The organism is Neisseria sp. HMSC068C04 (genome assembly GCF_001810105.1).
Lineage (GTDB): Bacteria > Pseudomonadota > Gammaproteobacteria > Burkholderiales > Neisseriaceae > Neisseria > Neisseria flavescens_B.
Map to the genome: position 1 here is coordinate 36,025 of NZ_KV799902.1, position 21,170 is coordinate 57,194.

Consider the following 21,170-nt stretch of genomic DNA (forward strand, 5'->3'; position numbering starts at 1 on the left):
AATTATCTCCAATTGACGTTTTCCCTAAATCCATAAAAAATATGTTTGATGTTTTTTCTAACCCATTCCTCATTGGGGAAGAAGGCAAAATCGGGATAATCATCCTTTAATTTTGAAGCAACATCCCCAAGTTTCCAATGAAAATAACATTCAAAAATATAATTGGTTGATATATTATTAAAAACCAAAACTTCAGCCTGAACATCAGTTGGTAAATAAGCTTTTAAATCTACTGGGCGAGAAATATTCTCTATTTCAAATCTCGTCTCTCGAATCACCGTATCGGCAAACATGGTCTCAAAAGCAGACGCGGTTTTAAATTTTTCAACAGGTTGGTAATGTAAACCTGTAGAGGCGGCATTTGTCGGATAAAAGGCACAATCACATTCCCATAAGATATCAGGGCGTAATAATAGAAATACCCAATATTCATCAGAGTACTCCTTCCTTTTGTGCCATAACATCTTATTATTGGGAAACATAATGCTTAAGCAAGAAGCATTTTTCCCATCGGTACGATATCGGTCGGGAAAAATAAATTCCCCCTTCGAAGATTCATTTAATTGTTCTGTTTGTAGGCGAGGAATAATGCCATGTTTTAAAATGCTCTCTAGATTTTTAATATGGGTAAAATGTACCAGCCATTCAATCCCACGTTCTTCTGCCCTTGCTTTAATTTGTTCTTTATCATTATCCATATTTTCCCTTTGTATAAAAATGGCCTGAAATATCGTTTCAGGCCATTCTATCATCATTTACAGCTTTTCTCTAACCCAGCCTTCTGCTGAATCCAGCATTGCACCGACTTGGGAGGCATCTGTGCCGCCCGCCTGCGCCAAGTCAGGACGGCCGCCGCCTTTGCCGCCGACTTGTTCGGCTGCAAATTTAACCAGATCGCCTGCTTTGACTTTGCCAGTCAACGGTTTAGATACGCCGGCGCACAGGGAGACTTTGCCGTCGTTTACTGCCGCCAAAAGAATTACGGCGTTGTCGGATTTGCCGGTTAAGTCGGTCACGATTTCGCGCAGGGCTGCGGCATCGGCTTCGATTTGTGCGGCAACGAGTTTGGCTGAGCCCAGGTCTTTTGCATCGTCCAAGAGTTTGGCGCCTGCGTGGACGGCGAGTTCGGCTTTGGCGCGTGCCAATTCTTTTTCCAATACTTTGGCGTGTGCTGCGCCTGCTTGGATTTTCGCCAGTACGTCTTTTTCGGTTTGGGCTTTGGTTTCGGCAATAATGTCTTTAACCAAACGCTCTTGATCTTGCGCCCATTTGAGTGCGTTCAGGCCGGTGATGGCTTCGATACGGCGTACGCCTGCGGCAATACCGCCCTCGCTGATGATTTTGAAGAGGCCGATGTCGCCGGTGCGTGAAACGTGTGTACCGCCGCACAATTCGGTAGAGAAACCGCCCATTTGCAGCACGCGCACTTCGTCGCCGTATTTTTCGCCGAAGAGCATCATGGCGCCGGTTTTTTGGGCGTCTTCCATGCTCATAATGGCTGCGTTGACGGCAACGTTGGCCAAAATGGCTTCGTTGACGCGGCGTTCTACTTCGGCGATTTCTTCGGCAGTTACCGCTTGAGGATGGGAAATGTCGAAACGGGTGGATTCAGCGGTAACCAAAGAGCCTTTTTGTTCAACGTGTTCGCCCAATACATCGCGCAGGGCTTTGTGCATCAAGTGGGTGGCACTGTGGTTGCGCATATTGGCATTGCGGATTTCGTCATCCACTTTGGCGGTAACGCTGTCGCCGACTTTCAGACGGCCTGAAGTCTGTACGCCGAATTGGCCGAATACGGCCGCTTTGATTTTTTGGGTATCGCGTACTTCAAAGCGGTTTTCGCCTGCGAAGATATAGCCGACGTCGCCGACTTGGCCGCCGGATTCTGCATAGAACGGGGTAAAGTCGATAACGACGGCACCTTCGTCGCCTTCGTTCAATTCGTTGACTTGCTCGCCGTTTTTGTAGAGGGCGAGGACTTTGGATTCGGTTTGGCGTTCGCTATAACCTTTAAACTCGGTGTCCTGACCTTCGTAAGGCAGTTGAGCGTTGGCTTTGAAGCTTTGTGCGGCGCGTGCGCGTGCGCGTTGGGCTTCCATCTCACGCTCGAAGCCTGCTTCGTCCAGTTCGATGCCCAGTTCGCGCGCCATGTCGGCGGTTAGGTCGTAGGGGAAACCGTAGGTGTCGTAGAGTTTGAAGATGTGTTCGCCGCCGATAACGAGTTTGCTGTTGGCGATGTTGTCCATCAAGTAGGTATTCAAGGCTTCGGCAAACGGTTTTTTCGCGTCGGGAATATGGGCGGTTTCCAAAGCAGCCTGCAAATCGATATACATGCCTTCGTTCAGGCTGCCTGAAACTCGAGGACGGATAACGATTTGCTTTTTGCTCGGAGCAACACGGGAAGCGGCGGTAAATTCCACACCATCTGCGGTTTTCAATGTCAGAGGTTTGCCTACACCGTCTTGCGGCAACAAGCTTTCCAGTTTCAGGAATTTCATGCCGTTGAGCACTTGGTTGAACAAGCCCATGCCTTTTTCCAGCGTTTCGCCGAAGCGGCTTTCTTCCGCGCGCAAGGCTTCCATAATCTGTGTCTGTTTCTCTTTCAACTCAGGATACGCGGCGCCCATTTCTTTCACCAAATCGGGCACGAGTTTGTAGAAAAACGCCTGTTTCTGGCCTAGTTTGTAACCGTGGCGCACGGCGCGGCGGATGATGCGGCGCAATACGTAGCCGCGGCCTTCGTTGGAAGGCAAGACACCGTCTGCAATCAGGAAGGAGCAGGATCGGATGTGGTCGGCGATGACTTTCAGGCTGGGTTCTTCCATGCTGAAAGCTGCGCCGGTTTCGCGGGCAACGGCTTTGAGCAGGTCTTGGAACAAGTCGATTTCGTAGTTGCTGTGAACATGCTGCATGACGGCGGCCATGCGCTCCAAGCCCATGCCGGTATCGACGGATGGTTTAGGCAGCGGATTCATATTGCCTTGTTCGTCGCGGTTGAACTGCATAAATACGCAGTTCCAAATTTCGATCCAGCGGTCGCCGTCTTCTTCAGGGCTGCCCGGAATGCCGCCCCAGATTTCTTCGCCGTGGTCGTAGAAAATTTCGGAGCAAGGGCCGCAAGGGCCGGTATCGCCCATTTGCCAGAAGTTGTCGGACGCGTATTTTGCGCCTTTGTTGTCGCCGATGCGGACGATGCGCTCGGCAGGCATGCCGATTTCGTTCAGCCAGATGTTGTAGGCTTCGTCGTCTTCTGCGTAAACGGTCGCTAAGAGTTTGTCTTTAGGGATGTTCAACCATTCCGGGGAAGTCAGGAATTCCCAAGCGAAGTGGATGGCGTCGCGTTTGAAGTAGTCGCCGAAGGAGAAGTTGCCCATCATTTCAAAGAAAGTGTGATGGCGGGCGGTGTAGCCGACGTTTTCCAAGTCGTTGTGTTTGCCGCCTGCGCGTACGCATTTTTGCGCGGTAGTAGCGCGGTTGTATGGGCGTTTGTCAAAGCCGAGGAATACGTCTTTAAATTGGTTCATGCCTGCGTTGGTAAACAACAGGGTCGGGTCGTCGTGTGGCACGAGCGAGGAGGAGCGGACGATGGTGTGGCCTTTAGATTCAAAAAATTTCAGGAATTTTTGGCGTAGTTCGGTGGTTTTCATAATGTCTCGATAAATTTTTTACAAGGATTTCAGACGGCCCGGACGGCGCGTTGCGATTAAAAACGAATGGGCGTTATCTTACCGCAAAACCATATTTCAAGCTATCGGCAGAAAGGTTTTAAGTTGGCAGTAATCCGTCTTTCAGACGGCCTCAAGCGGGACGATATCTTTTAACAATGAAGCCTATCCGCTCGGGCTTGCCTGCTTTATAATGCCTCTCTATTTTCAACCGGATACGCAAGGAATGATAATGACCAAACATCTGCCCCTCATCGTACTGACTGCGCTGGCACTGGCCGGCTGCAGCGGCTCGGACAAAACTTCTGCCGACAAGGCGGCTCAAACCGATAATCAAAAGGTATTGAGCATTTACAACTGGTCGGAATATGTCGATCCCGAGACGGTTGCCACGTTTGAGAAAAAACATGGTATCACAGTAACTTACGATGTATATGACAGCGATGAAACGCTGGAGAGCAAGGTATTGACCGGCAAGTCGGGTTACGACATCGTGGGTCCTTCCAATGCGTTTGTCGGTAGGCAGATTAAGGCAGGTGCGTATCAGAAAATCGACAAATCCTTGATTCCCAACTATAAAAACTTGAATCCTCAGTTGATGAAGCTGATGGAAGGCGTCGATCCGGGGCATGAATATGCGGTGCCATTTTATTGGGGTACCAATACTTTCGCCATCAATACCGAGCGTGTGAAAAAGGCTTTGGGCACGGATCAGCTGCCGGACAATCAATGGGATTTGGTGTTTAACCCCGAATACACGTCCAAACTCAAACAATGCGGCATCAGCTATTTGGATAGCGCGGCGGAGATTTATCCTATGGTGTTGAACTATATGGGTAAAAATCCAAACAGCAGCGAAACGGCGGATATTAAGGCGGCTACGGAAGTTTTGAAGAAAAACCGTCCGTACATCAAGCGTTTTACTTCGTCCGGTTTTATCGATGATTTGGCGCGTGGCGATACTTGCGTAACGATTGGTTTTGGCGGCGATTTGAACATTGCCAAACGTCGTGCCGAAGAAGCAGGCGGTAAGGAAAAAATCCGTGTGATGATGCCGAAAGAAGGCGTGGGGATTTGGGTGGATTCGTTTGTGATTCCGAAAGATGCCAAACATGTGGCCAATGCCCATGCGTATATCAATGATTTCTTAGATCCTGAAGTTGCGGCGAAAAACGGCAATTTTGTTACTTATGCGCCGTCCAGCAAACCGGCTCAGGAGCTGATGGATGAAGAGTTTAGAAACGACAATACGATTTTCCCGACCGATGAGGATTTGAAAAACAGCTTTATCATGGTGCCTATCCAACCGGCGGCGTTGAAATTTATGGTCCGTCAATGGCAAAGCGTGAAAGCAGGGACATAAGCTGATTTGGACGTATTAAGGCCGTCTGAATGGTGTAACCGAAATGCTTGATTTCGTTTTACGGCTGTTCAGACGGCCTTTGGTTTGTGTCAGATTGGCTTGGAAGGTTTAAAAACAAAGGGCGTGTCTATCAATCACGCCCTTTGTGTTTGTTTCAGACGGCCTTAGAATTTCACGCCTTTATGCAGGGCAACAATGCCTGCGCTCATGTTGTGGTAATCCACGCTGTCAAAGCCTGCATCCAGCATCATTTGTTTCAAGGTTTCTTGGTCGGGGTGCATACGGATAGACTCGGCGAGGTATTGGTAGCTGTCGGCATCTTTGGCAATCAGTTTGCCCATAATCGGCAACAGTTTGAAAGAGTAGAGGTCGTACACGCCTTCCAAAGGTTTGTATACTTTGGAGAATTCCAACACCAGCAGGGTGCCGCCCGGTTTCAATACGCGGTACATTTCTTTCAGCGCGGCATCTTTGTGCGTCATATTACGCAGGCCGAATGCGACGGAAACCAGATTGAAATAGTTGTCGGGGAACGGCAATTTTTCAGCGTCTGCCAATGATACGGGCAGAATCATGCCTTCGTTGAGCAGGCGGTCGCGACCGACGGTCAGCATGGAGGAGTTGATGTCTGTCAGCCAAACTTCGCCTTCTTTGCCCACACGTTTCGCCCAGCCTCGGGACAAATCGCCTGTACCGCCGGCGATATCCAATACTTTGTCGCCTTTTTTCAGGCGGGCGGTATTGATGGTGAAATGTTTCCAAACACGGTGCAGACCGCCGGACATTACGTCATTCATAATGTCGTAGTTTTTTGCCACGGAGTGGAAGACTTCGGCAACTTTGCCTGCTTTTTCGTCTTCGTCAACAGTCGTGAAGCCGAAATGGGTTTTGTGGTCGCTCATAGTGTCTGCCTTCTTAAAATAATACGGATTCAGATATCGAATACGTCGAAATCGCCAACCACTTTCGACGCGGGAAATATAGTTTGTGCCTGCCGCTCCAGCATCAGGCGTTGCCCTTCTTCGGTATAACGTGTGCTGATGTGGGTCAGGTAAAGTTTTTCACATTGGCTTGCAAAGCCGGCTTGGCGGCATCGGGCACGGTCGAATGGAACACTCGTTCCGCTGTCTCTTCATCGCCTGCTGCAAATGTTGCTTCATGAAACAAGACGTCTGCGTTTTGTGCGGCGCGTACTGCCTGCGGGCAGGCTTTGGTATCGCCGAAGATGGCTACTACCCGTCCTTTTTTGGGCGGGGAGAGGAACGCTTTGCCGTCAATGATCCTGCCGTCGTCCAACGTTACGGTCTCGTCTTTTTCAGACGGCCTTTCCGCCGCAGCCGCCACTACCGCAGGAATGTGTGCGTTTGGGTTTCAAATCTTCGGCACTTGGTGTTCTGGATGCGCCGGCTTTTTTGAGGCGGTCGAGATAGTCTTGCCAAAGCGCGTCTTGATTGTGCGCCAGTCGGTAGAGATAGTCCCAGTCGTAAAGGCCGCTGTCATGGCCGTCTGAAAAAGTAATTTTCAATGCGTATTGGCCGACGGGGTCCAAATCGGTAATGCTGACTTCGGCTTTGCCTGTTTGCAAAACATCTTGGCCGGGGCCGTGTCCGCGCACTTCCGCGCTGGGTGAGTACACGCGCAGGTATTCGGCAGGAAGGCTCTTGGCACCGTCAACATAGACCAAAGTCAGTACGCGTCGCTCTTGCTGGAGGCGGATTTCTTGTGGAATTTTATCGGCTTGGGTCATGTCATGCTCCGTTCTTTTTACGCAAATAGGCAACGCGTACAGAAAAAATACCGCCAAGTACGGCAAACAGCACGATTGCGTAGAGTGAAAACCGTATCAGGCTCACTTGTGTGTCTGCCGTCAGTCCCAAAGGCAGCAACATCACGGCAACGAACAGTAAAAACGCGGCCAACATGGCGGCAATGCTGGCAAAGGCATAGCGGGTATTGGCTACTGTTTGCGGATGTTTGGTCATATTGGATAGCTTGCCGTAGGGTGGTGAGGCGGTATTTTATCAGCTTTTTGGTGCTTCATGCCGTCTGAAAACGGCTTTATTTCCATAAATAAAGTGTAATGGCACGCCTGTCTTCGCCTTCGGGCATTAAGCGGATGCTGCTGCCTTTGCTTCCGTTGACACGGATAATGATACCGCCGGCCTGCCGCTCGATAATGTCGATTTGGGTGTCGCGGTTCATGCGGTAGTTGTAGCGTTCGCATTGTTTCAAGCACCAAAAATCCTTCCAATGGATAAAATATTTTTGTCCGGATTCGATGGCCAGCGTTTCGCCGCCTTTGACGATGAAGTAAGGATAATCGGGTTTTTGCGTGCTGAATGTCCATTCGGCCGTTCGGTCTTTTCCGTTTTGACGGTATTCGAACACGGCACGGTAGTCGGTGTCGTATTCCAAGGGCTGTAAAGGAAACAGCGCAAATTGGTGTTCGGTCAGGAGGCGGTTTGGGTCATTATCTTTATCTAAGATTTTGACGTCTCTGATTTCTTTTGTGTCCTGATACAGTTTGAACGAACGCATTTTGACCGGAGGCGATTGCTCTGAGAACGCGATGCTGACCGGATTGCCGGTCATTTCATAATGCGGCATAGGGTCGGGACGTTCGCCGTGGAAAACCGGCGAGGCGAAGCTGCCTTGCGGATAGGTGATGTAAGGCCGGAGATTGCGGTTGGAAATTTCATCCGCATAAACAATGGCATGGCCATGACAGGCATCTTGATAAAACGAGCGGCTGAGGTCGGATAGGGGGCGGTTTTTTTGGCAGAGGTTGTTGAATCTGCTGTCGCCTTGATTGATGCTCAACGCGATTTGTTTGCCTTGCGATTCAAATGCTGCTCCTGCCTCGTCGATATTTTGATCGAGTAAGGAGAGACGGTGGTAAATCGCCGTCATTAGATTATCCAGCTGATGTTGGGCAGGTAGGTGGTCGTTGGTTTTTTCGTTTGGCGAATGTTGGCCGGTGCTGACGTTTTCGTGCACGCCTTTATAGGCATAACCGGCTTTGCGCGTGCGGTCGGATGGGCGTGGGCCTGTGTAAAAGGGATTGCGCGTATTATGTTCGTCATGGCCGTCGTCAGGGTTTTGCAGCAGATAGCGGGCATGATTGCGTGCGGCGCGTTCGAGTGTGTCTGAGTGCGCCAGTGCGGGCAGATTGGCTGAGGAGCGGAGGAAGTTTAAATACGCCAAGGCGTCAAAATCGGCAACGGCAGAACGATTTTGCGGCGGTTGGGCGTAGATGAGCTGGTCTTCGGAATAGCGATGGGTTTCGTAGTATTGGAATATGCCGAGGGCGACGGCAAAACCACCCAGCCAGTAAAGAATGTGTTTCATTATATGTACTGCGTTCAGACGGCCTTGAGCTACGGCTCTTTCCCCTTGAAACTCATGCCGTTAAATGATTATTTTGATAGCGGCTTGACTTGGAATGCTTCAGGATGGGATTTGAAATATTCGACAGCGATAAATCCGCCGCCAATAATAATCAACAGGGCAATGGCCATGCCGATCATCGCTAAAATGAATTTGTCCATATTTGTCCGTTTGAATGAAGGCCGTCTGAAACACTTGAAAGCGTTCAGACGGCCTTAAAGTCAGGTTAATTAACGTTCGATTTGCGATACGTCGCGTACTGCGCCTTTGTCGGCGGAAGTTGCCATTGCGCCATAGGCACGCAGGGCTGCGGAGACGTAGCGGTCGCGGTTTTCCGGTTTCCACGCTTTGCTGCCGCGTGCTTCCATTTCGGCACGGCGTGCGGCAAGCTCTTCATCGGAAATGACAAGGCGGATGCTGCGGTTTGGAATATCGATTTCGATGGTGTCGCCTTCGTGTACCAAACCGATTGCGCCGCCTTCTGCCGCTTCAGGCGAAGCGTGGCCGATGGACAGGCCGGAAGTACCGCCGGAGAAGCGGCCGTCAGTTAAAAGGGCGCAGGCTTTGCCCAAACCTTTGGATTTCAGGTAAGAAGTCGGGTACAGCATTTCTTGCATGCCCGGGCCGCCTTTAGGGCCTTCATAGCGGATAATGACAATGTCGCCGGCTACGATTTGGTTGCCCAAAATGCCTTCGACTGCGTCTTCTTGGCTTTCAAACACGCGGGCGCGGCCGGTAAATTTGAGGATGCTCTCGTCCACGCCTGCGGTTTTCACTACGCAACCGCGCTCGGCGATATTGCCGAACAATACTGCCAAGCCGCCGTCTTGCGAGTAGGCATGTTCGACATCGCGGATACAGCCTTTTTCGCGGTCGAGGTCGAGGGTTTTCCACATACGGTTTTGCGAGAATGCCTGAGTAGTGCGAACGCCACCAGGAGCGGCTTTAAAACGCTCGATGGCATGGGTGTTTTCAGGGTTGGTCACGTCCCATTTTTCAATCGCGTCTTTCAGGGTCGGCGCGTGAATGGTGTACACGTCGGTGTGCAGTTTGCCTGCTTTGTCCAATTCTTTCAGAATGGCGAAGATGCCACCGGCACGGTGCACGTCTTCCATGTAGTAGTCGTGATTATTTGGCGCGGTTTTGCAGATGCAAGGCACAACGCGGCTCAGGCGGTCGATGTCGGCCATTTTGAAATCGACACCGGCTTCGTTGGCAACGGCGAGCAAGTGCAAAATGGTATTGGTAGAGCCGCCCATGGCGATGTCCATGGTCATGGCGTTTTCAAACGCTTTTTTAGTGGCAATGCTGCGTGGCAACACGGTTTCGTCGTCTTGCTCGTAGTAGCGTTTGGTGATTTCTACAATCATGCGGCCTGCTTCGAGGAACAATTCTTTGCGGCCTGCGTGGGTCGCCAAGTATGAACCGTTGCCCGGCAGGGAAAGGCCGAGCGCTTCAGTCAGACAGTTCATGGAGTTGGCGGTAAACATGCCGGAGCAGGAGCCGCAAGTCGGGCAGGCGTTTTGTTCGACTTCTTCGACTTGTTTGTCGGTGATATTGTCATCTGCCGATTCGATCATGGCATCAATTAAGTCCAAACGGCGTTCGGGTTGAATATTGGCCACGCCGATAACTTTACCGGCTTCCATCGGGCCGCCGGAAACGAAGATGGTCGGGATGTTCAGGCGCATGGCGGCAATCAGCATCCCGGGGGTGATTTTGTCGCAGTTGGAAATGCACACCAGCGCGTCGGCGCAGTGGGCGTTGACCATGTATTCGATGGAGTCGGCAATCAAATCGCGGCTCGGCAGGGAGTAGAGCATACCGCTGTGGCCCATGGCGATACCGTCGTCAATGGCGATGGTGTTGAATTCTTTGGCAATGCCGCCGGCTTTTTCGATTTCGCGGGCAACCAGTTGACCCATATTGTGCAGGTGTACATGGCCCGGGACGAATTGGGTGAAGGAGTTGGCAATGGCGATAATCGGTTTGCCGAAGTCGGTTTCCATTACGCCGGTCGCACGCCACAATGCGCGCGCGCCTGCCATATTGCGGCCGTGGGTAGAGGTTTTGGAGCGGTATTCAGGCATTTTTGTTCCTTTGTTTTATGCTGAGGCCGTCTGAAATAGGCTGGTTGGTTGGCGGCCCGTTGTAGAAATAACTCGGTATTTTATACCAATTACGAGCGATGAAGCACGCTATTTTGTAATAAAACTAAACTGTATTTGCTTCACCTGAATTTGCTGTTCAATCTTTCAGACGGCCTGAAGTTTTCCTAAGATGAAACGCTGTCTTTCTCAGTTGCAAAAGATGTTGGCATCAAAAAGTGATATGATAGGGAACTTCTCACATTTCTAAGGATAAGACGATGAAAAAAATCATGTTTGCATTGTGTTCGGCCATGTTGGCTTCTGCTGCGTCTGCCGCTGTTTATAAAGTGGACGAGTTTCATGCCAATGCCCGCTTTGCCATCGATCATTTCAACACCAGCACCAACGTCGGCGGTATTTATGGTTTGACCGGTAATTTGGAATTTGACCGTGCCAAACGCCAAGGCTCCATCGATATCGTATTGCCTTTGTCCAAGCTGCAAACCGGTTCCGATCACTTTACCCAACACTTGAAATCTGCCGATATTTTCAATGCAGACAAATACCCTGAAATCCGTTTTGTATCCACCAAATTCAATTTCAACGGCAAAAAACTGCTTTCCGTTGACGGCAACCTGACCATGAACGGCAAAACTGCGCCGGTAAAACTCAAAGCCGATAAATTCAACTGCTACCAAAGCCCGATGGCAAAAGCAGAAGTGTGTGGCGGCGATTTCAGCACCACCATCGACCGTACCAAATGGGGCTTGGATTATTTGGTAAGCGCCGGTATGAGTAAAAAAGTAAACATCAATATCCAAATCGAAGCAGTGAAACAATAATCCTGCTTGATTTCAAAATAAAGGCCGTCTGAACAGGTAAGGCAGAAATCGTTGATTTCGTTTATCCCTGTTCAGACGGCCTTATGATTAAAGACGTTTTAGGATTCTTTATTTTTATCGGCTTTGGCTGCCCAATAAGTTGCCAAAAGCGAGCCGGAGATATTGTGCCACACGCTGAACAATGCGCTGGGAACGGCAACAACCGGCGCGGCGGCAAAGTGTGCGGCAGCAAGGGCGGCGCCTAAGCCTGAGTTTTGCATACCGACCTCGATGGCCAGCGTTTTTTGTGCATCATAAGGCAGGCCGGTCCATTTGGCGGCAAAGAAGCCGAGCAGATAGCCGATACCGTTGTGGAGTACGACAACCGTGAAAATCAGCAGGCCGCTTTCAATAATCTTGCCTTTGCTGGCGCCGACTACCGCGCCGATAATCAGCACGATGGCGGCAACGGAAACCAGCGGCAGCGCATCGGTCAGTTTTTCAGTTTTGTTGCCTAAAACCTTATGGACAATCAAGCCCAAAACGATGGGGAGCAAAACCATTTTGACGATGGACATCAACATGCCGCCCGCTTGGATTTCCAGCATTTCACCGGCAAGCATCAGGAAGATGGCAGGGGTTAGCAATGGGGAAATCAGGGTGGAAACCGAAGTAACGGCAACCGACAAAGCCACATTGCCGCGCGCCAAATAGGTTATCACATTGGAAGCCGTACCGCCCGGACAGCAACCGACCAAAATCACACCGACCGCGATTTCGGCAGGCAGGTTCAACAGTTTCGCCAGCAGATAGGCAGTCGCAGGCATGATGGCGAATTGGGCAATCACGCCGATAATGACGGCTTTGGGATGTTTGAACAAAATGTCAAAGTCGGAGGGTTTGAGGGTCAAGCCCATGCCGAACATGATCACGCCCAGTAGCCAAGGAATGTAAGGGCCGACCCATTTGAAGGTGTCAGGAGCGAAAAAAGCGATGCCGGCAAAGAGCGCGGCCCAGAGGGAAAAGGTCTTTCCGATAAAATTACTGATTTTGTTGAGGGTATTCATGATGATATGTTGTGAAGTTGTTTTTAAAGGAAACCAAGGATACACGCCTTAACCTTAATTTGCAAAATGGATTAGAATAAATAAGGCCGTCTGAAGATAAGAATTGATTTTCAGACGGCCTGTGATTTGTATTTGCTATATAGACGGCATTATTCTTTTGATAAAATATTGCGCAGCCATCGGGCGGCAGGTGCGATTTCTCCGGCGAGCATGCCGGTTTCGATTTGGCTGCTGTGTTTGATGACATCGGCCGCCGCACCATGCAGCCATACGCCGGCGCAGGCGGCTTGGAATATTGGAATGCCTTGTGCCAGCAGGCTGCCGATAATGCCGCTCAAGACATCGCCACTGCCTGCGGTGGCCAAACCGGCATTGCCGCTGGTGTTGGTATAGACTATGCCGTCTGCCGTGGCCACCAATGTATGATGGCCTTTCAACACGACGGTCGCGCCATATTTACGGCTGATTTCGGTTACGGCTTTTTGCCTGTCGGCTTGAACTGATTGGGTATCGGTGCCGAGTAAGCGTGCAGCTTCGGCCGGATGAGGTGTCAGGACGATATGTTTGTACGATTTGAGGCATTCGGCTAATTTGGAAGAACGGGCAAGCAGTGTCAAAGCATCTGCATCGAGCAATAAAGGCTGGTTATGGTGTGTAGACAGGATTTGGGGCAGCAGCTGCTCTGATAATCCGTCCAAACCAAAGCCGCAGCCGATTACGCGTGCGCTGATATCGTTGCGTTCTATCAGCTGGGCCGCAGTGGCAAGCATGATTTCAGGGCGTTCCGGAATAATGGCAAAGGGCAGCGTGGCTTGGTTGAAGCCCGCCCAAACCTTGCCGCACCCTTGATACATGGCGGCTGTGGCTGCCAAAACCACCGCGCCGCTCATGCCTGTTGCACCGCCGATAATGGCAAGCGTGCCGTATGTGCCTTTGTGCGATTCTTGGGCGCGTGGGCGGAATACGTCGGGAAATGCTAAGGCCGTCTGAAAAGCTTGAAGCGATTCGGGAAGCGTATAGATGGGCTGCATGGCGTAACCTTCCAAGATAAGAAATTTAATTTTAAATCAGAAAGTAAAAGGTAATGAAGCAAAAAATAAAAGTTTGGGACGCTCCTACGCGCCTGTTCCATTGGCTCTTGGTGTTATTGATGGGTTTTATGTGGTACAGCGCAACCCAAGGCGGCGATATGCTGGTATGGCACTTGCGTGGCGGCTTGTTGATGCTGGCGTTGGTGGTTTTCCGCTTGTGTTGGGGAATTTGGGGTAGCGATACGACAAAATTCAGCCGATTTGTGCGCCCGTTTTCCGAAATCCGCCGCTATACGCAAGGTCAGATGTCTGAAGACGAATTGGTCGGCCATAATCCTTTGGGCGCGCTGATGGTCATCGCTTTATTGGCCACCTTGGTTTTTCAGACGGCCACAGGCTTATTTGCCGCTGATGAAAATACGTTTACCAATTCCGGCTTTTTGAATCATTTGGTCAGCGAACACGCCGGTACGCTGGCGCGAAAAATCCATGTCAATTTCTTTAATGTCTTAGCTGTTTTAGCAGGCGTACATATCGCGGCTGTTTTGCTGTATCGCTTTGTGAAAAAACAGGATTTGATTACGCCGATGATTAACGGCTTTAAAACCATCGATGCCAAGCAGCCTAAATTGGCCGGAATGGGGCAACTGTTTGCCGCTTTGTTGGTGGCGATTGCTTTGGTGTGCACAGTATGGATGTTGCGCGGTTGATGTTTTAAGGCTGATACCTAAAACAAACCGACCCCGATAGCCGAAATGGCTGTCGGGGTCGGTTTCTTTTTAGGGTTTAAAAGATGATGTTCAGACGGCCTTAACGCAGCGCAAGATGCTGTGGCCGCGACCGATGCCGTCTGAAATTTCCGCTACTTTCAATCCGGCTTTTTCAACGCAACGGATCAGGTCTTCAGAGTGGAAGATTTTGCTGTTGCCGTTGGCCATGGCAGTGAAATACAGGCTGGTCATGGTCAGGCAGTAGGCGGCGGTTTCGTAGCGTTGTCTGTCCCAGAAAGGTTCCATGATGTAGAGGCTGGTGTTTTCGCTCATAGACGCAGCGGCGCGTTGAAGAATGCTGGTGGCTTGTTCTTCGGTGAAACAGTCTAGGAATTGGCTCATCCAAATCGCGTCAAAACCGGTTGGAAACGGAATTTCAGGATCAAGCAGGTTGGCCGGATGGGCGTGGATACGGTCCGCACCGTTTTTGCCTTTGGTCGCCTCGCGCATCAAGCCAATTTGTTGCGGCAGATCCATGATGGTTACTTCGACTTCGGCATTGTGGTTGACGCATTGTTCCGCCCAGCGGCCGGTGTTGCCACCGACATCGAGCAGTTTTTTAACCGGTTTGGCGAACACGGTATTCAGTGCTTCGGCGAAGGAATTGTCGGAATAATAATGGTCGAATGCAAACCATTTTTCCTGCGCGATGCTTGGCAATGAAGACAAGCCTTCGTAAATGGTCGGCCAGTTGCCGAATACTTTCAGGCCTTCGGGCTTGCCGGTTTGCAGGGTTTTTTCCAAATCAAACATGCCTTGGTAGCAGATTTCCTGCGTGAAATCCATGTTGACGCGGGCCATTTTGTCTTTGAGGACAAACCAACCGGCCTTGCTGATGAAATAGCGGTTGTCGCGAGTCAAGACAGTGCCGATAGACAGCGAAGCTTCCAGCAGGACTTGTGCCGCGTAGTTGCTGATTTTCGCTTTTTCAGCAATTTCGGCTTGAGTGAGGCCGTCTGGATGGTCGTTCAGCAAGTCCAGAATGCCAAATTTCACCATCAGGCGGGAAACTTGGAACACAATCGGTGCAAAAGCGATTTCTTGAGCCAGACGTTGAGCCTCGCCTGCGGACTGGTGTTCGTGGGAATAGCGTTGTTCTAGGGCAGGGAAGAGTTGCATATTGTTGGTTTTCCACTAAAAAGTTAATAAGTATATTCAGACGGCCTCAAACACAATCCGTCCTGATGCACACGGATGCTCTCCGTTGTTGATTTTAAAGCTCAGTTTGTTTTTACCTTCATCGTATTTCAGCTCTACCGACACTTCATCGTGAGGACGGATAAACTGCTGATATTTTAGATTTTCGATGCGGATGACGCGCTGTTTACTCCATGGCTTGGGCGCGATCAGGTTGCGCACCCATTGTAGCTCGACCACGCCGGGAACCAGCGGGAAGGTGGCAAAATGGCCGCCGAAATAAACCAAATCCAAAGGCACGCGCCCGATAAAAATTTCGGTATTGGTTTCATCGTCAGATGAAGTTTTCGACCAAACGGGCGAAGTTTGGGCAACGGTAAAGGCCGTCTGAAAATCCGCCGCGGCGATTTTGGCTTGGGCGTTGCGCGGCAGGCCATCGGTAAAACGCCAGTAGCGCGGCAGGGCGATGGTGTCCTGCGTGGCGGCCAGATGGCGTTTGAGCGTATCGGCAACCGCAGCACGGCCTTTCTCACGCAAGGCGGCGATACCGTCCGCGTTCAATGCCACCCATATGGCGATGCGTTGATGTTGCGGATGGCGGCCGCAGTGGGCGTCGGCAATCCAAGGGTGTTGTAAAAGTTCGTGTTCGATTTGGGTCAGCGAGACGCGTTTGTCCTCAAATTTAATAATGCGGTCTTGGCGACCGAGTAACAGAAAACCGTCATCTTGCGGCTCGATCAAATCGGCTGTTTGACGGCGTTCGGGCGACCAAGGCGAAGAAGCCCACAGTGCGCCTTCTTCGTTTTGTCCGATTTCCACGCCTTCGAACGGCTGCCATTCTTGGCGTTCGCAACGTGAGGCAATCACGCCGGTTTCGGTACTGCCATAGACTTCAAACGGGCGGACGGCAGCCTGTTGCAGCAAATCCGCCGTGGCTGCGGGCAATGCACCACCGGCCGAGACAATGCCTGCAATTTTATGGCCGATACTTTGCCAGTTGCGGTTTTCACCTAAGCGGTTGAGTACGGCCGGACTGGCAATCCAAACCACTTTATCATGTGCGGCCGTGCTGGAAAGCAGGTTTTCCGGATAAACAGCCTGCTGTCGTTCCATAGTCCAACCCATTGTCAGCGCGAGTGCGAAGCGGAACGTGAAGCCGTAAAGGTGTTGCGGAATCACGCTGCCAATCACGGTTTCACCATGTTGTCCAAATGGCAGCGTATTTGCCAAAGTCAGGGTTTCTGCCTGCATTTGCGCGGCGGTTTTCACAATAATCTGCGCTTCGCCACTGGAGCCTGATGTTTTCAGCCATGCTTCGGCATGGTCGGGAATTAGATGGTTTTCAGGATAAGTGTTCAGCCCTTCCAAATCTGTTTTAGCTAATATATCAGGCAAATGCCAGATGTTCAGGCCGTCTGAAAATAGTTTTTTATCTGTTGAATCCGTTAAAAACGCTTCTGCCGTTTTGCCCCACTCCAAATTGTCTTGCGCCAAATTGGGCAACAATAACACCTTTCCGCCAGAATGCCACACTGCCAACACGGCACAAGCAAACAGCGCGGCATCGTCAAACCACAACGCGGCTGTTTGCACGCCTGCCTGTTTCAGACGGCCTGACAGGTGGAAAACCGCACGGTTGAAATCAGCACGCGTCCAATTCGGATGGGCGGCGATAAGGTCGTGTTGGGGCAGGTCGGGGGATAGGATTTGGGTTAGGTGCATGATGGTTCTAAGGTTTTATAATTTTGATGTATTTGCCTTGGTATCTTCTTTGAATTGGGCCAAGCATTCATCGTATTGTTTGTTTGTCGTTTGGCGTACCAATTCGTAATCATTTGCCTGCCACTCTTCCAATGAATGGCTTTCACTTCTTTTGAAGCAATGGAGTAACCGATCGGTTTTGCCGTTTTGCCCGTCTAAAAATAGACTGACTTCATTGTTCAGAAAGAAGCGGTCTCGTTTATTGAATTTTTCATAAACCAAATAGAAACGGCCCGGTTGGACAAATAGTTTTTTATTGGCACTATTGCCTTTAAATGACCGTTTTGCCGCCCAATCGCGAACTTTTGGGGAGAATTGTTCAAAAGCAGGATTCGCAAAATTTGGTTTAATGGGCTTTCCGCTTAAACTGTGTTTGCCCAGCAGGTCAGGGCCTTCATATGCAATATGATTGCTGTTGCGGGCAAGAATCAGTAATGCAAAAGTTGCTGTAAATACGGCTGTTTGTGCAGCCCCTGCTTTTACCGTATTGGATTTCCGAATAATCATCAAATTCATGCTGCTGGTTGTAGTATCGTCAGAATAACTATTGTGTATTCGGTCAATGACGGTCAGGTTTCCCGAGCGCGTTTTGATGGTATGGCTGGCAACTTCCGTATAATTTTTCTTGTATTCGGCTTCTGCCTTTTCTTCAGGGGATAAAGGCGTTTTAGACGTTGAAGAACATGCGGTAAATGTGAAGGAAATCAGGGTAAGTAGGATGATTTTTTTCATTATGGTTATTCGTCTAATTGGTGAAATATTTTTAATGGTTTAAACCTTCAAAACCAATTTCCGATAAATCCACTCTCCGGCAAATAAGATTCCCATTAACACATACGACACAATGCCTGTATAAGCCGCCCACCAATCGTAATATTGCAAGCCTGCCAAAATGGCGGCGGTTGCGCCGTTGCAGATAAAGAACGCGCACCAGATTTGCGTAACACGACGAGTATGCAGCACACCTTCGGGCGGCAGGTCGGGATGTTGCAGTCGGGCGAGGCGTTCAATAACGGTTTGTTTGGCAAACAGGCTGCCGCCGAAAACGGTAAGCATCAGCGCGTTGACGGCAACGGGATACCAATACATCGAATCAGGTCGTCTGAAAACCAGTACTGCCGCAAAAAAGGCGGAAAGGATAATTGCCGTAATGCGTTGGGCTGTGGTTTGCGGTATGGCGGCGCGTATCAGCCATAACGCACACATGGCCGCAGCAAGCCAGAAAAATGCGCCGTTTTCCCTGCCGTAATACCATAGGAGCGGATAGGCGAGGCTGGCGAGGGTCAGTAGGAGTTTTCCTAATATTTTCATGGTTGTGATTGATTTTCAGACGGCCTTGCGGATTGACAAGGCCGTCTGAAAATATGCAGATTCAAAGCGGAATCAGGAATCTTGTTGTACTTTCAAAACCGCTTGAACCACGTCTTCTACGGTACGCACATTACGGAAGTCTTCGGCTTGCAGTTTACGGCCGGTTTCGCGTTTGATGTGGTCGATAAGGTCGATGGCGTCGATGCTGTCGATTTCCAAATCTTCGTAGAGGTTGGTTTCGGGTTTGATGCGTTCCGGTTCGATTTCAAACAGGTTAACCAGTGTATCGGTCAGCAGGGTGCGTACTTCTTGTTCGGTCATCTTGTCTCTCCCTTATGCTTGGCGGCTCTTGACGAACTCGGCCAGTGTTTTGACGTTGGCGAAGTTTTCGCGCAGGTTGTCGTTTTCACCGTCGAGCTGGAAGCCGAAGGTTTTTTGTACGGCCAAACCAAGTTCCAATGCATCAACCGAATCCAGACCCAGGCCGTCGTCACCGAAAAGCGGATCTTCGCTGCCGATGTCGGCAACAGTAATGTCTTCCAAGCCCAAGCTGTCGATGATTAATTGTTTGATTTGGTTTTCTAAATTGCTCATGTGGTTTTCCTTGTAAAATAGTCTTGCAGGTATTCGTTTAAACGGCGTGCGGCGATGGGCAGGGGTTTTTCTGCCAGCCATTCTTCAGGCAGGATGTCGTCGCCGACGGTAATTTCATAATGAATTTTTTGTGGCGGGATTTTGTACCACGGCTGCCCCTTTTTAAAATTGGGCGGCGTCATCTTGATGCACACGGGCGTGATGACTGATGCGCTGCGCAAACCGAGCGATACGGCGCCTCGGTGCATTTTAACCTGTCCGTCCCAACCTGTGCGCGTGCCCTCGGGGAAAATCAGCAAACTTTGCCCGCTTTTGAACACGGCATCTATTTCTTCCAGCATTTCCATGCTTTCGTCGTTGGGGATGTAGCCTGAAGCGATAATCTGGCTTTTCATGCTTGGGTTGTGCAACAGGTCTTTTTTAACCAGTACGTTCGGCTCCGAATAATGGCTGATCAGCAAGACGACATCCAAAAGCGAGGGATGGTTGGCAAGAATAAGCTGGCCGGGCCTGCCGAGTTTTTCCAAGCCGTTGAAGCGGACACTCAATACGCCCGACCATTGCAGGTAGCCGACAAAGAAACGCCAAACTTTGCCTATCATGCGCCTTGCTTCAAGTTGGCGTTTGATGTCGCCTTTGGTGGACTTGAGCGTGTAGGGTAAAAGTGCGATTTTGAACAATACGCCCGCAACGCCGAAGAGGATGAAGCCGAAGAGTGTGGCAAAAAAGCGACGGAAATAGTCTAAAGTCTTCATGCGTTTTTCTGCCAGTGCCAGTTTCTACCGATATAGTGTTGCGTGTGTTGCCGGCCGTCTGAAAGCAGGAAGCGTATCCACTCCAAGCTGCTCCAATAGGGCTCGACTGTTGTATCGTTAGGATTTTCAGACGGCCTTGCGGATGTGGTTTCCAAGCTTAAGGTATAGTCTTCGCCTTTAGTAATGACCAGTGCCAATGCATAGGCAAACGGCGCACGGGTAGCCAAGACGGGATAGTCTTCAGATAACGGATCATCGGCGACAATCACTAAAACAGACGGCGCGCCGTCTTGTAAAAGCGCGAATGCCTCGGTCAGCGCGGTTTCAAAGGAATCGGCGGCAACGGCCAACGCGGTATGTTCGCTCATGTCTTTGCGCAACATCGACCATTGCCCAATCGTCGCGTTGTGAACGGACAGGCCGAATGAGGTCGGCGAGACGGTATGCGTGTTCAGAAGCTCTTGCCATAATTCAAAGCTGCGGTTGCTTTCGCCGTCGTGCGAAACGTACACCGGGACGCTTTCAGGATATTGGTCGGCCAGATTCCATGCGGCATCACAAACCAAGCGCGCCGCTTTTCCCAAGCGGCGGCGTTGCATAGGCGGCAAAAAGGAGAGCGCTGGTTTGCACTCCGGCAGGGAGGCGGTATCGAGTTTTCCCTGTGCCCAGTCCTGCCATTGCTCCGGCGTACTGATTTTGCTGGAGGAGGCCTGCCATGCGGCGATATTGAAGCTGAAACGGCAAACGTTTTGAGGCATGATGTCTTTCAATGTTTTACATTTTCATACATTGTAATGAAATGGGTTAGTAAAAGCTAGGCTCTGTTATAATGCATATTGTAACGTAATTTATTCCCGGATGACATTTTATGCCTTCAATACCGAGTGCCCCGATTTATGATGTGGCTTCGTTGCTTCCGCACAGCGGACATATGGTGCTTATCGACTGTGTGAAAGAATTTGGCGATGACTACACGGTTTGCCGTGCGCCGGTTGGCGACAAGCATATTTTGCTGCAGGACGGTGTGTTGCCGTCTATGGCTTATATGGAATTGATGGCGCAGGGCATAGGCGCGTTTGCAGGCATTGAAGCTTTAAAGGCCGGAGAGCCTGTCCGTTTGGGTTTTTTATTGGGAACGCGCAAGCTGGATTTGTTTGCTGATTCCGTGCCTGTCGGTACTGAGCTGGAAGTCAGGGCGCATGTGTCCATTCAGGATTTGGGCGGCATGGGCGTATTTGATTGCGAGTTGCGCTGGACGGATGCGCCGGAAGATGTGAAGCATCTGTTGCCGTCGGACGGTTTGCTGGCAAAAGCTTCTTTAAATGTGTACAGTCCGAAAGACGGTCAAGTCATTTAAACCGTTTACAAGGCCGTCTGAAAAGACAAAGATTCAGACGGCCTGTCGATATAGTGAGAAA

23 protein-coding genes are annotated in these 21,170 nt (G+C 50.4%); 4 read left to right on the forward strand and 19 right to left on the reverse strand.

Features of this window, described 5'->3' with window-relative positions; genetic code table 11:
• Positions 1-2: 2 nt before the first annotated feature.
• Positions 3-755: a DarT ssDNA thymidine ADP-ribosyltransferase family protein gene (locus HMPREF2700_RS00710; RefSeq protein ID WP_070589232.1), complete on the reverse strand. Its 753-nt coding sequence runs from the start codon at positions 753-755 to the stop codon at positions 3-5.
• Positions 756-3,647 carry an alanine--tRNA ligase gene (gene alaS / locus HMPREF2700_RS00715; protein WP_070589234.1) on the reverse strand — a complete coding sequence of 964 codons (2,892 nt, stop codon included), beginning with the start codon at positions 3,645-3,647 and terminating at the stop codon, positions 756-758.
• 250 nt (positions 3,648-3,897) lie between these two features.
• Between alaS and HMPREF2700_RS00720 the strand changes: the two genes are divergently transcribed.
• Positions 3,898-5,028, forward strand: coding sequence for a polyamine ABC transporter substrate-binding protein (locus HMPREF2700_RS00720; RefSeq protein ID WP_070589236.1), 1,131 nt, complete (start codon positions 3,898-3,900; stop codon positions 5,026-5,028).
• 164 nt (positions 5,029-5,192) lie between these two features.
• On the opposite strand, the gene ubiE is transcribed toward HMPREF2700_RS00720, so the two are convergent.
• The 7 genes from ubiE to ilvD all read right to left on the reverse strand — a co-directional run bounded on the left by ubiE (position 5,193) and on the right by ilvD (position 10,505).
• Positions 5,193-5,930 carry a bifunctional demethylmenaquinone methyltransferase/2-methoxy-6-polyprenyl-1,4-benzoquinol methylase UbiE gene (ubiE, locus tag HMPREF2700_RS00725; RefSeq protein ID WP_003746386.1) on the reverse strand — a complete coding sequence of 246 codons (738 nt, stop codon included), beginning with the start codon at positions 5,928-5,930 and terminating at the stop codon, positions 5,193-5,195.
• A 145-nt stretch (positions 5,931-6,075) separates the two neighbouring features.
• Positions 6,076-6,372 (reverse strand): MBL fold metallo-hydrolase, encoded by a 297-nt coding sequence (locus tag HMPREF2700_RS00730; RefSeq protein WP_210389839.1) that lies wholly within the window; start codon positions 6,370-6,372, stop codon positions 6,076-6,078.
• A complete protein-coding gene (locus tag HMPREF2700_RS00735) occupies positions 6,344-6,775 on the reverse strand; it encodes a gamma-butyrobetaine hydroxylase family protein (RefSeq protein ID WP_070589238.1) in 432 nt (143 codons plus the stop codon). Before HMPREF2700_RS00735 ends, HMPREF2700_RS00730 begins: the two co-directional genes overlap by 29 nt.
• A gap of 1 nt (position 6,776) precedes the next feature.
• Entirely contained in the window at positions 6,777-7,010 is a 234-nt protein-coding gene (locus tag HMPREF2700_RS00740) for a cytochrome b6 (RefSeq protein ID WP_070589240.1), read from the reverse strand.
• Positions 7,011-7,086: 76 nt separating this feature from the next.
• Complete coding sequence (locus HMPREF2700_RS00745; RefSeq protein WP_070589242.1) at positions 7,087-8,376, reverse strand: CAP domain-containing protein; 1,290 nt, start codon at positions 8,374-8,376, stop codon at positions 7,087-7,089.
• Between the two features lie 68 nt (positions 8,377-8,444).
• On the reverse strand, positions 8,445-8,576 hold the full coding sequence (locus HMPREF2700_RS11965) for a hypothetical protein (RefSeq protein WP_256388404.1): 132 nt from the start codon (positions 8,574-8,576) through the stop codon (positions 8,445-8,447).
• Positions 8,577-8,645: 69 nt separating this feature from the next.
• Positions 8,646-10,505, reverse strand: coding sequence for a dihydroxy-acid dehydratase (ilvD, locus tag HMPREF2700_RS00750; protein ID WP_070589244.1), 1,860 nt, complete (start codon positions 10,503-10,505; stop codon positions 8,646-8,648).
• Positions 10,506-10,783: 278 nt separating this feature from the next.
• Here ilvD and HMPREF2700_RS00755 point away from each other — a divergent pair, with 278 nt between their 5' ends.
• Entirely contained in the window at positions 10,784-11,347 is a 564-nt protein-coding gene (locus HMPREF2700_RS00755; RefSeq protein WP_070589246.1) for a YceI family protein, read from the forward strand.
• Positions 11,348-11,445: 98 nt separating this feature from the next.
• On the opposite strand, the gene HMPREF2700_RS00760 is transcribed toward HMPREF2700_RS00755, so the two are convergent.
• Positions 11,446-12,393 (reverse strand): bile acid:sodium symporter family protein, encoded by a 948-nt coding sequence (locus HMPREF2700_RS00760; protein ID WP_070589297.1) that lies wholly within the window; start codon positions 12,391-12,393, stop codon positions 11,446-11,448.
• Positions 12,394-12,542: 149 nt separating this feature from the next.
• On the reverse strand, positions 12,543-13,424 hold the full coding sequence (locus HMPREF2700_RS00765) for an NAD(P)H-hydrate dehydratase (RefSeq protein WP_070589248.1): 882 nt from the start codon (positions 13,422-13,424) through the stop codon (positions 12,543-12,545).
• 53 nt (positions 13,425-13,477) lie between these two features.
• Between HMPREF2700_RS00765 and HMPREF2700_RS00770 the strand changes: the two genes are divergently transcribed.
• The gene (locus tag HMPREF2700_RS00770; protein WP_070589250.1) at positions 13,478-14,134 is read left to right on the forward strand and encodes a cytochrome b/b6 domain-containing protein; all 657 of its coding nucleotides are present in this window, start codon (positions 13,478-13,480) and stop codon (positions 14,132-14,134) included.
• Positions 14,135-14,224: 90 nt separating this feature from the next.
• On the opposite strand, the gene HMPREF2700_RS00775 is transcribed toward HMPREF2700_RS00770, so the two are convergent.
• The 8 genes from HMPREF2700_RS00775 to HMPREF2700_RS00810 form a co-directional block, all read right to left on the reverse strand.
• Entirely contained in the window at positions 14,225-15,313 is a 1,089-nt protein-coding gene (locus HMPREF2700_RS00775) for a FlxJ family methyltransferase (RefSeq protein WP_070589252.1), read from the reverse strand.
• Between the two features lie 36 nt (positions 15,314-15,349).
• Complete coding sequence (locus HMPREF2700_RS00780; protein WP_070589254.1) at positions 15,350-17,053, reverse strand: ApeI family dehydratase; 1,704 nt, start codon at positions 17,051-17,053, stop codon at positions 15,350-15,352.
• Between the two features lie 15 nt (positions 17,054-17,068).
• Complete coding sequence (locus HMPREF2700_RS00785) at positions 17,069-17,824, reverse strand: hypothetical protein (protein ID WP_070589256.1); 756 nt, start codon at positions 17,822-17,824, stop codon at positions 17,069-17,071.
• A gap of 39 nt (positions 17,825-17,863) precedes the next feature.
• A complete protein-coding gene (locus tag HMPREF2700_RS00790) occupies positions 17,864-18,403 on the reverse strand; it encodes a COG4648 family protein (RefSeq protein WP_070589257.1) in 540 nt (179 codons plus the stop codon).
• Between the two features lie 72 nt (positions 18,404-18,475).
• Positions 18,476-18,724 carry an acyl carrier protein gene (locus HMPREF2700_RS00795; RefSeq protein WP_070589260.1) on the reverse strand — a complete coding sequence of 83 codons (249 nt, stop codon included), beginning with the start codon at positions 18,722-18,724 and terminating at the stop codon, positions 18,476-18,478.
• A 12-nt stretch (positions 18,725-18,736) separates the two neighbouring features.
• Entirely contained in the window at positions 18,737-18,997 is a 261-nt protein-coding gene (locus HMPREF2700_RS00800; protein ID WP_003680822.1) for a phosphopantetheine-binding protein, read from the reverse strand.
• Positions 18,994-19,752, reverse strand: coding sequence for a lysophospholipid acyltransferase family protein (locus HMPREF2700_RS00805; protein ID WP_049344240.1), 759 nt, complete (start codon positions 19,750-19,752; stop codon positions 18,994-18,996). The genes HMPREF2700_RS00800 and HMPREF2700_RS00805 overlap by 4 nt, the downstream gene beginning before the upstream one ends.
• A complete protein-coding gene (locus tag HMPREF2700_RS00810) occupies positions 19,749-20,510 on the reverse strand; it encodes a beta-ketoacyl synthase chain length factor (RefSeq protein ID WP_070589261.1) in 762 nt (253 codons plus the stop codon). Before HMPREF2700_RS00810 ends, HMPREF2700_RS00805 begins: the two co-directional genes overlap by 4 nt.
• 110 nt (positions 20,511-20,620) lie before the next feature.
• On the opposite strand from HMPREF2700_RS00810, the gene HMPREF2700_RS00815 reads away from it, so the two are divergent.
• Positions 20,621-21,109, forward strand: coding sequence for a hotdog family protein (locus HMPREF2700_RS00815; protein WP_168162734.1), 489 nt, complete (start codon positions 20,621-20,623; stop codon positions 21,107-21,109).
• Positions 21,110-21,170: the final 61 nt, after the last annotated feature.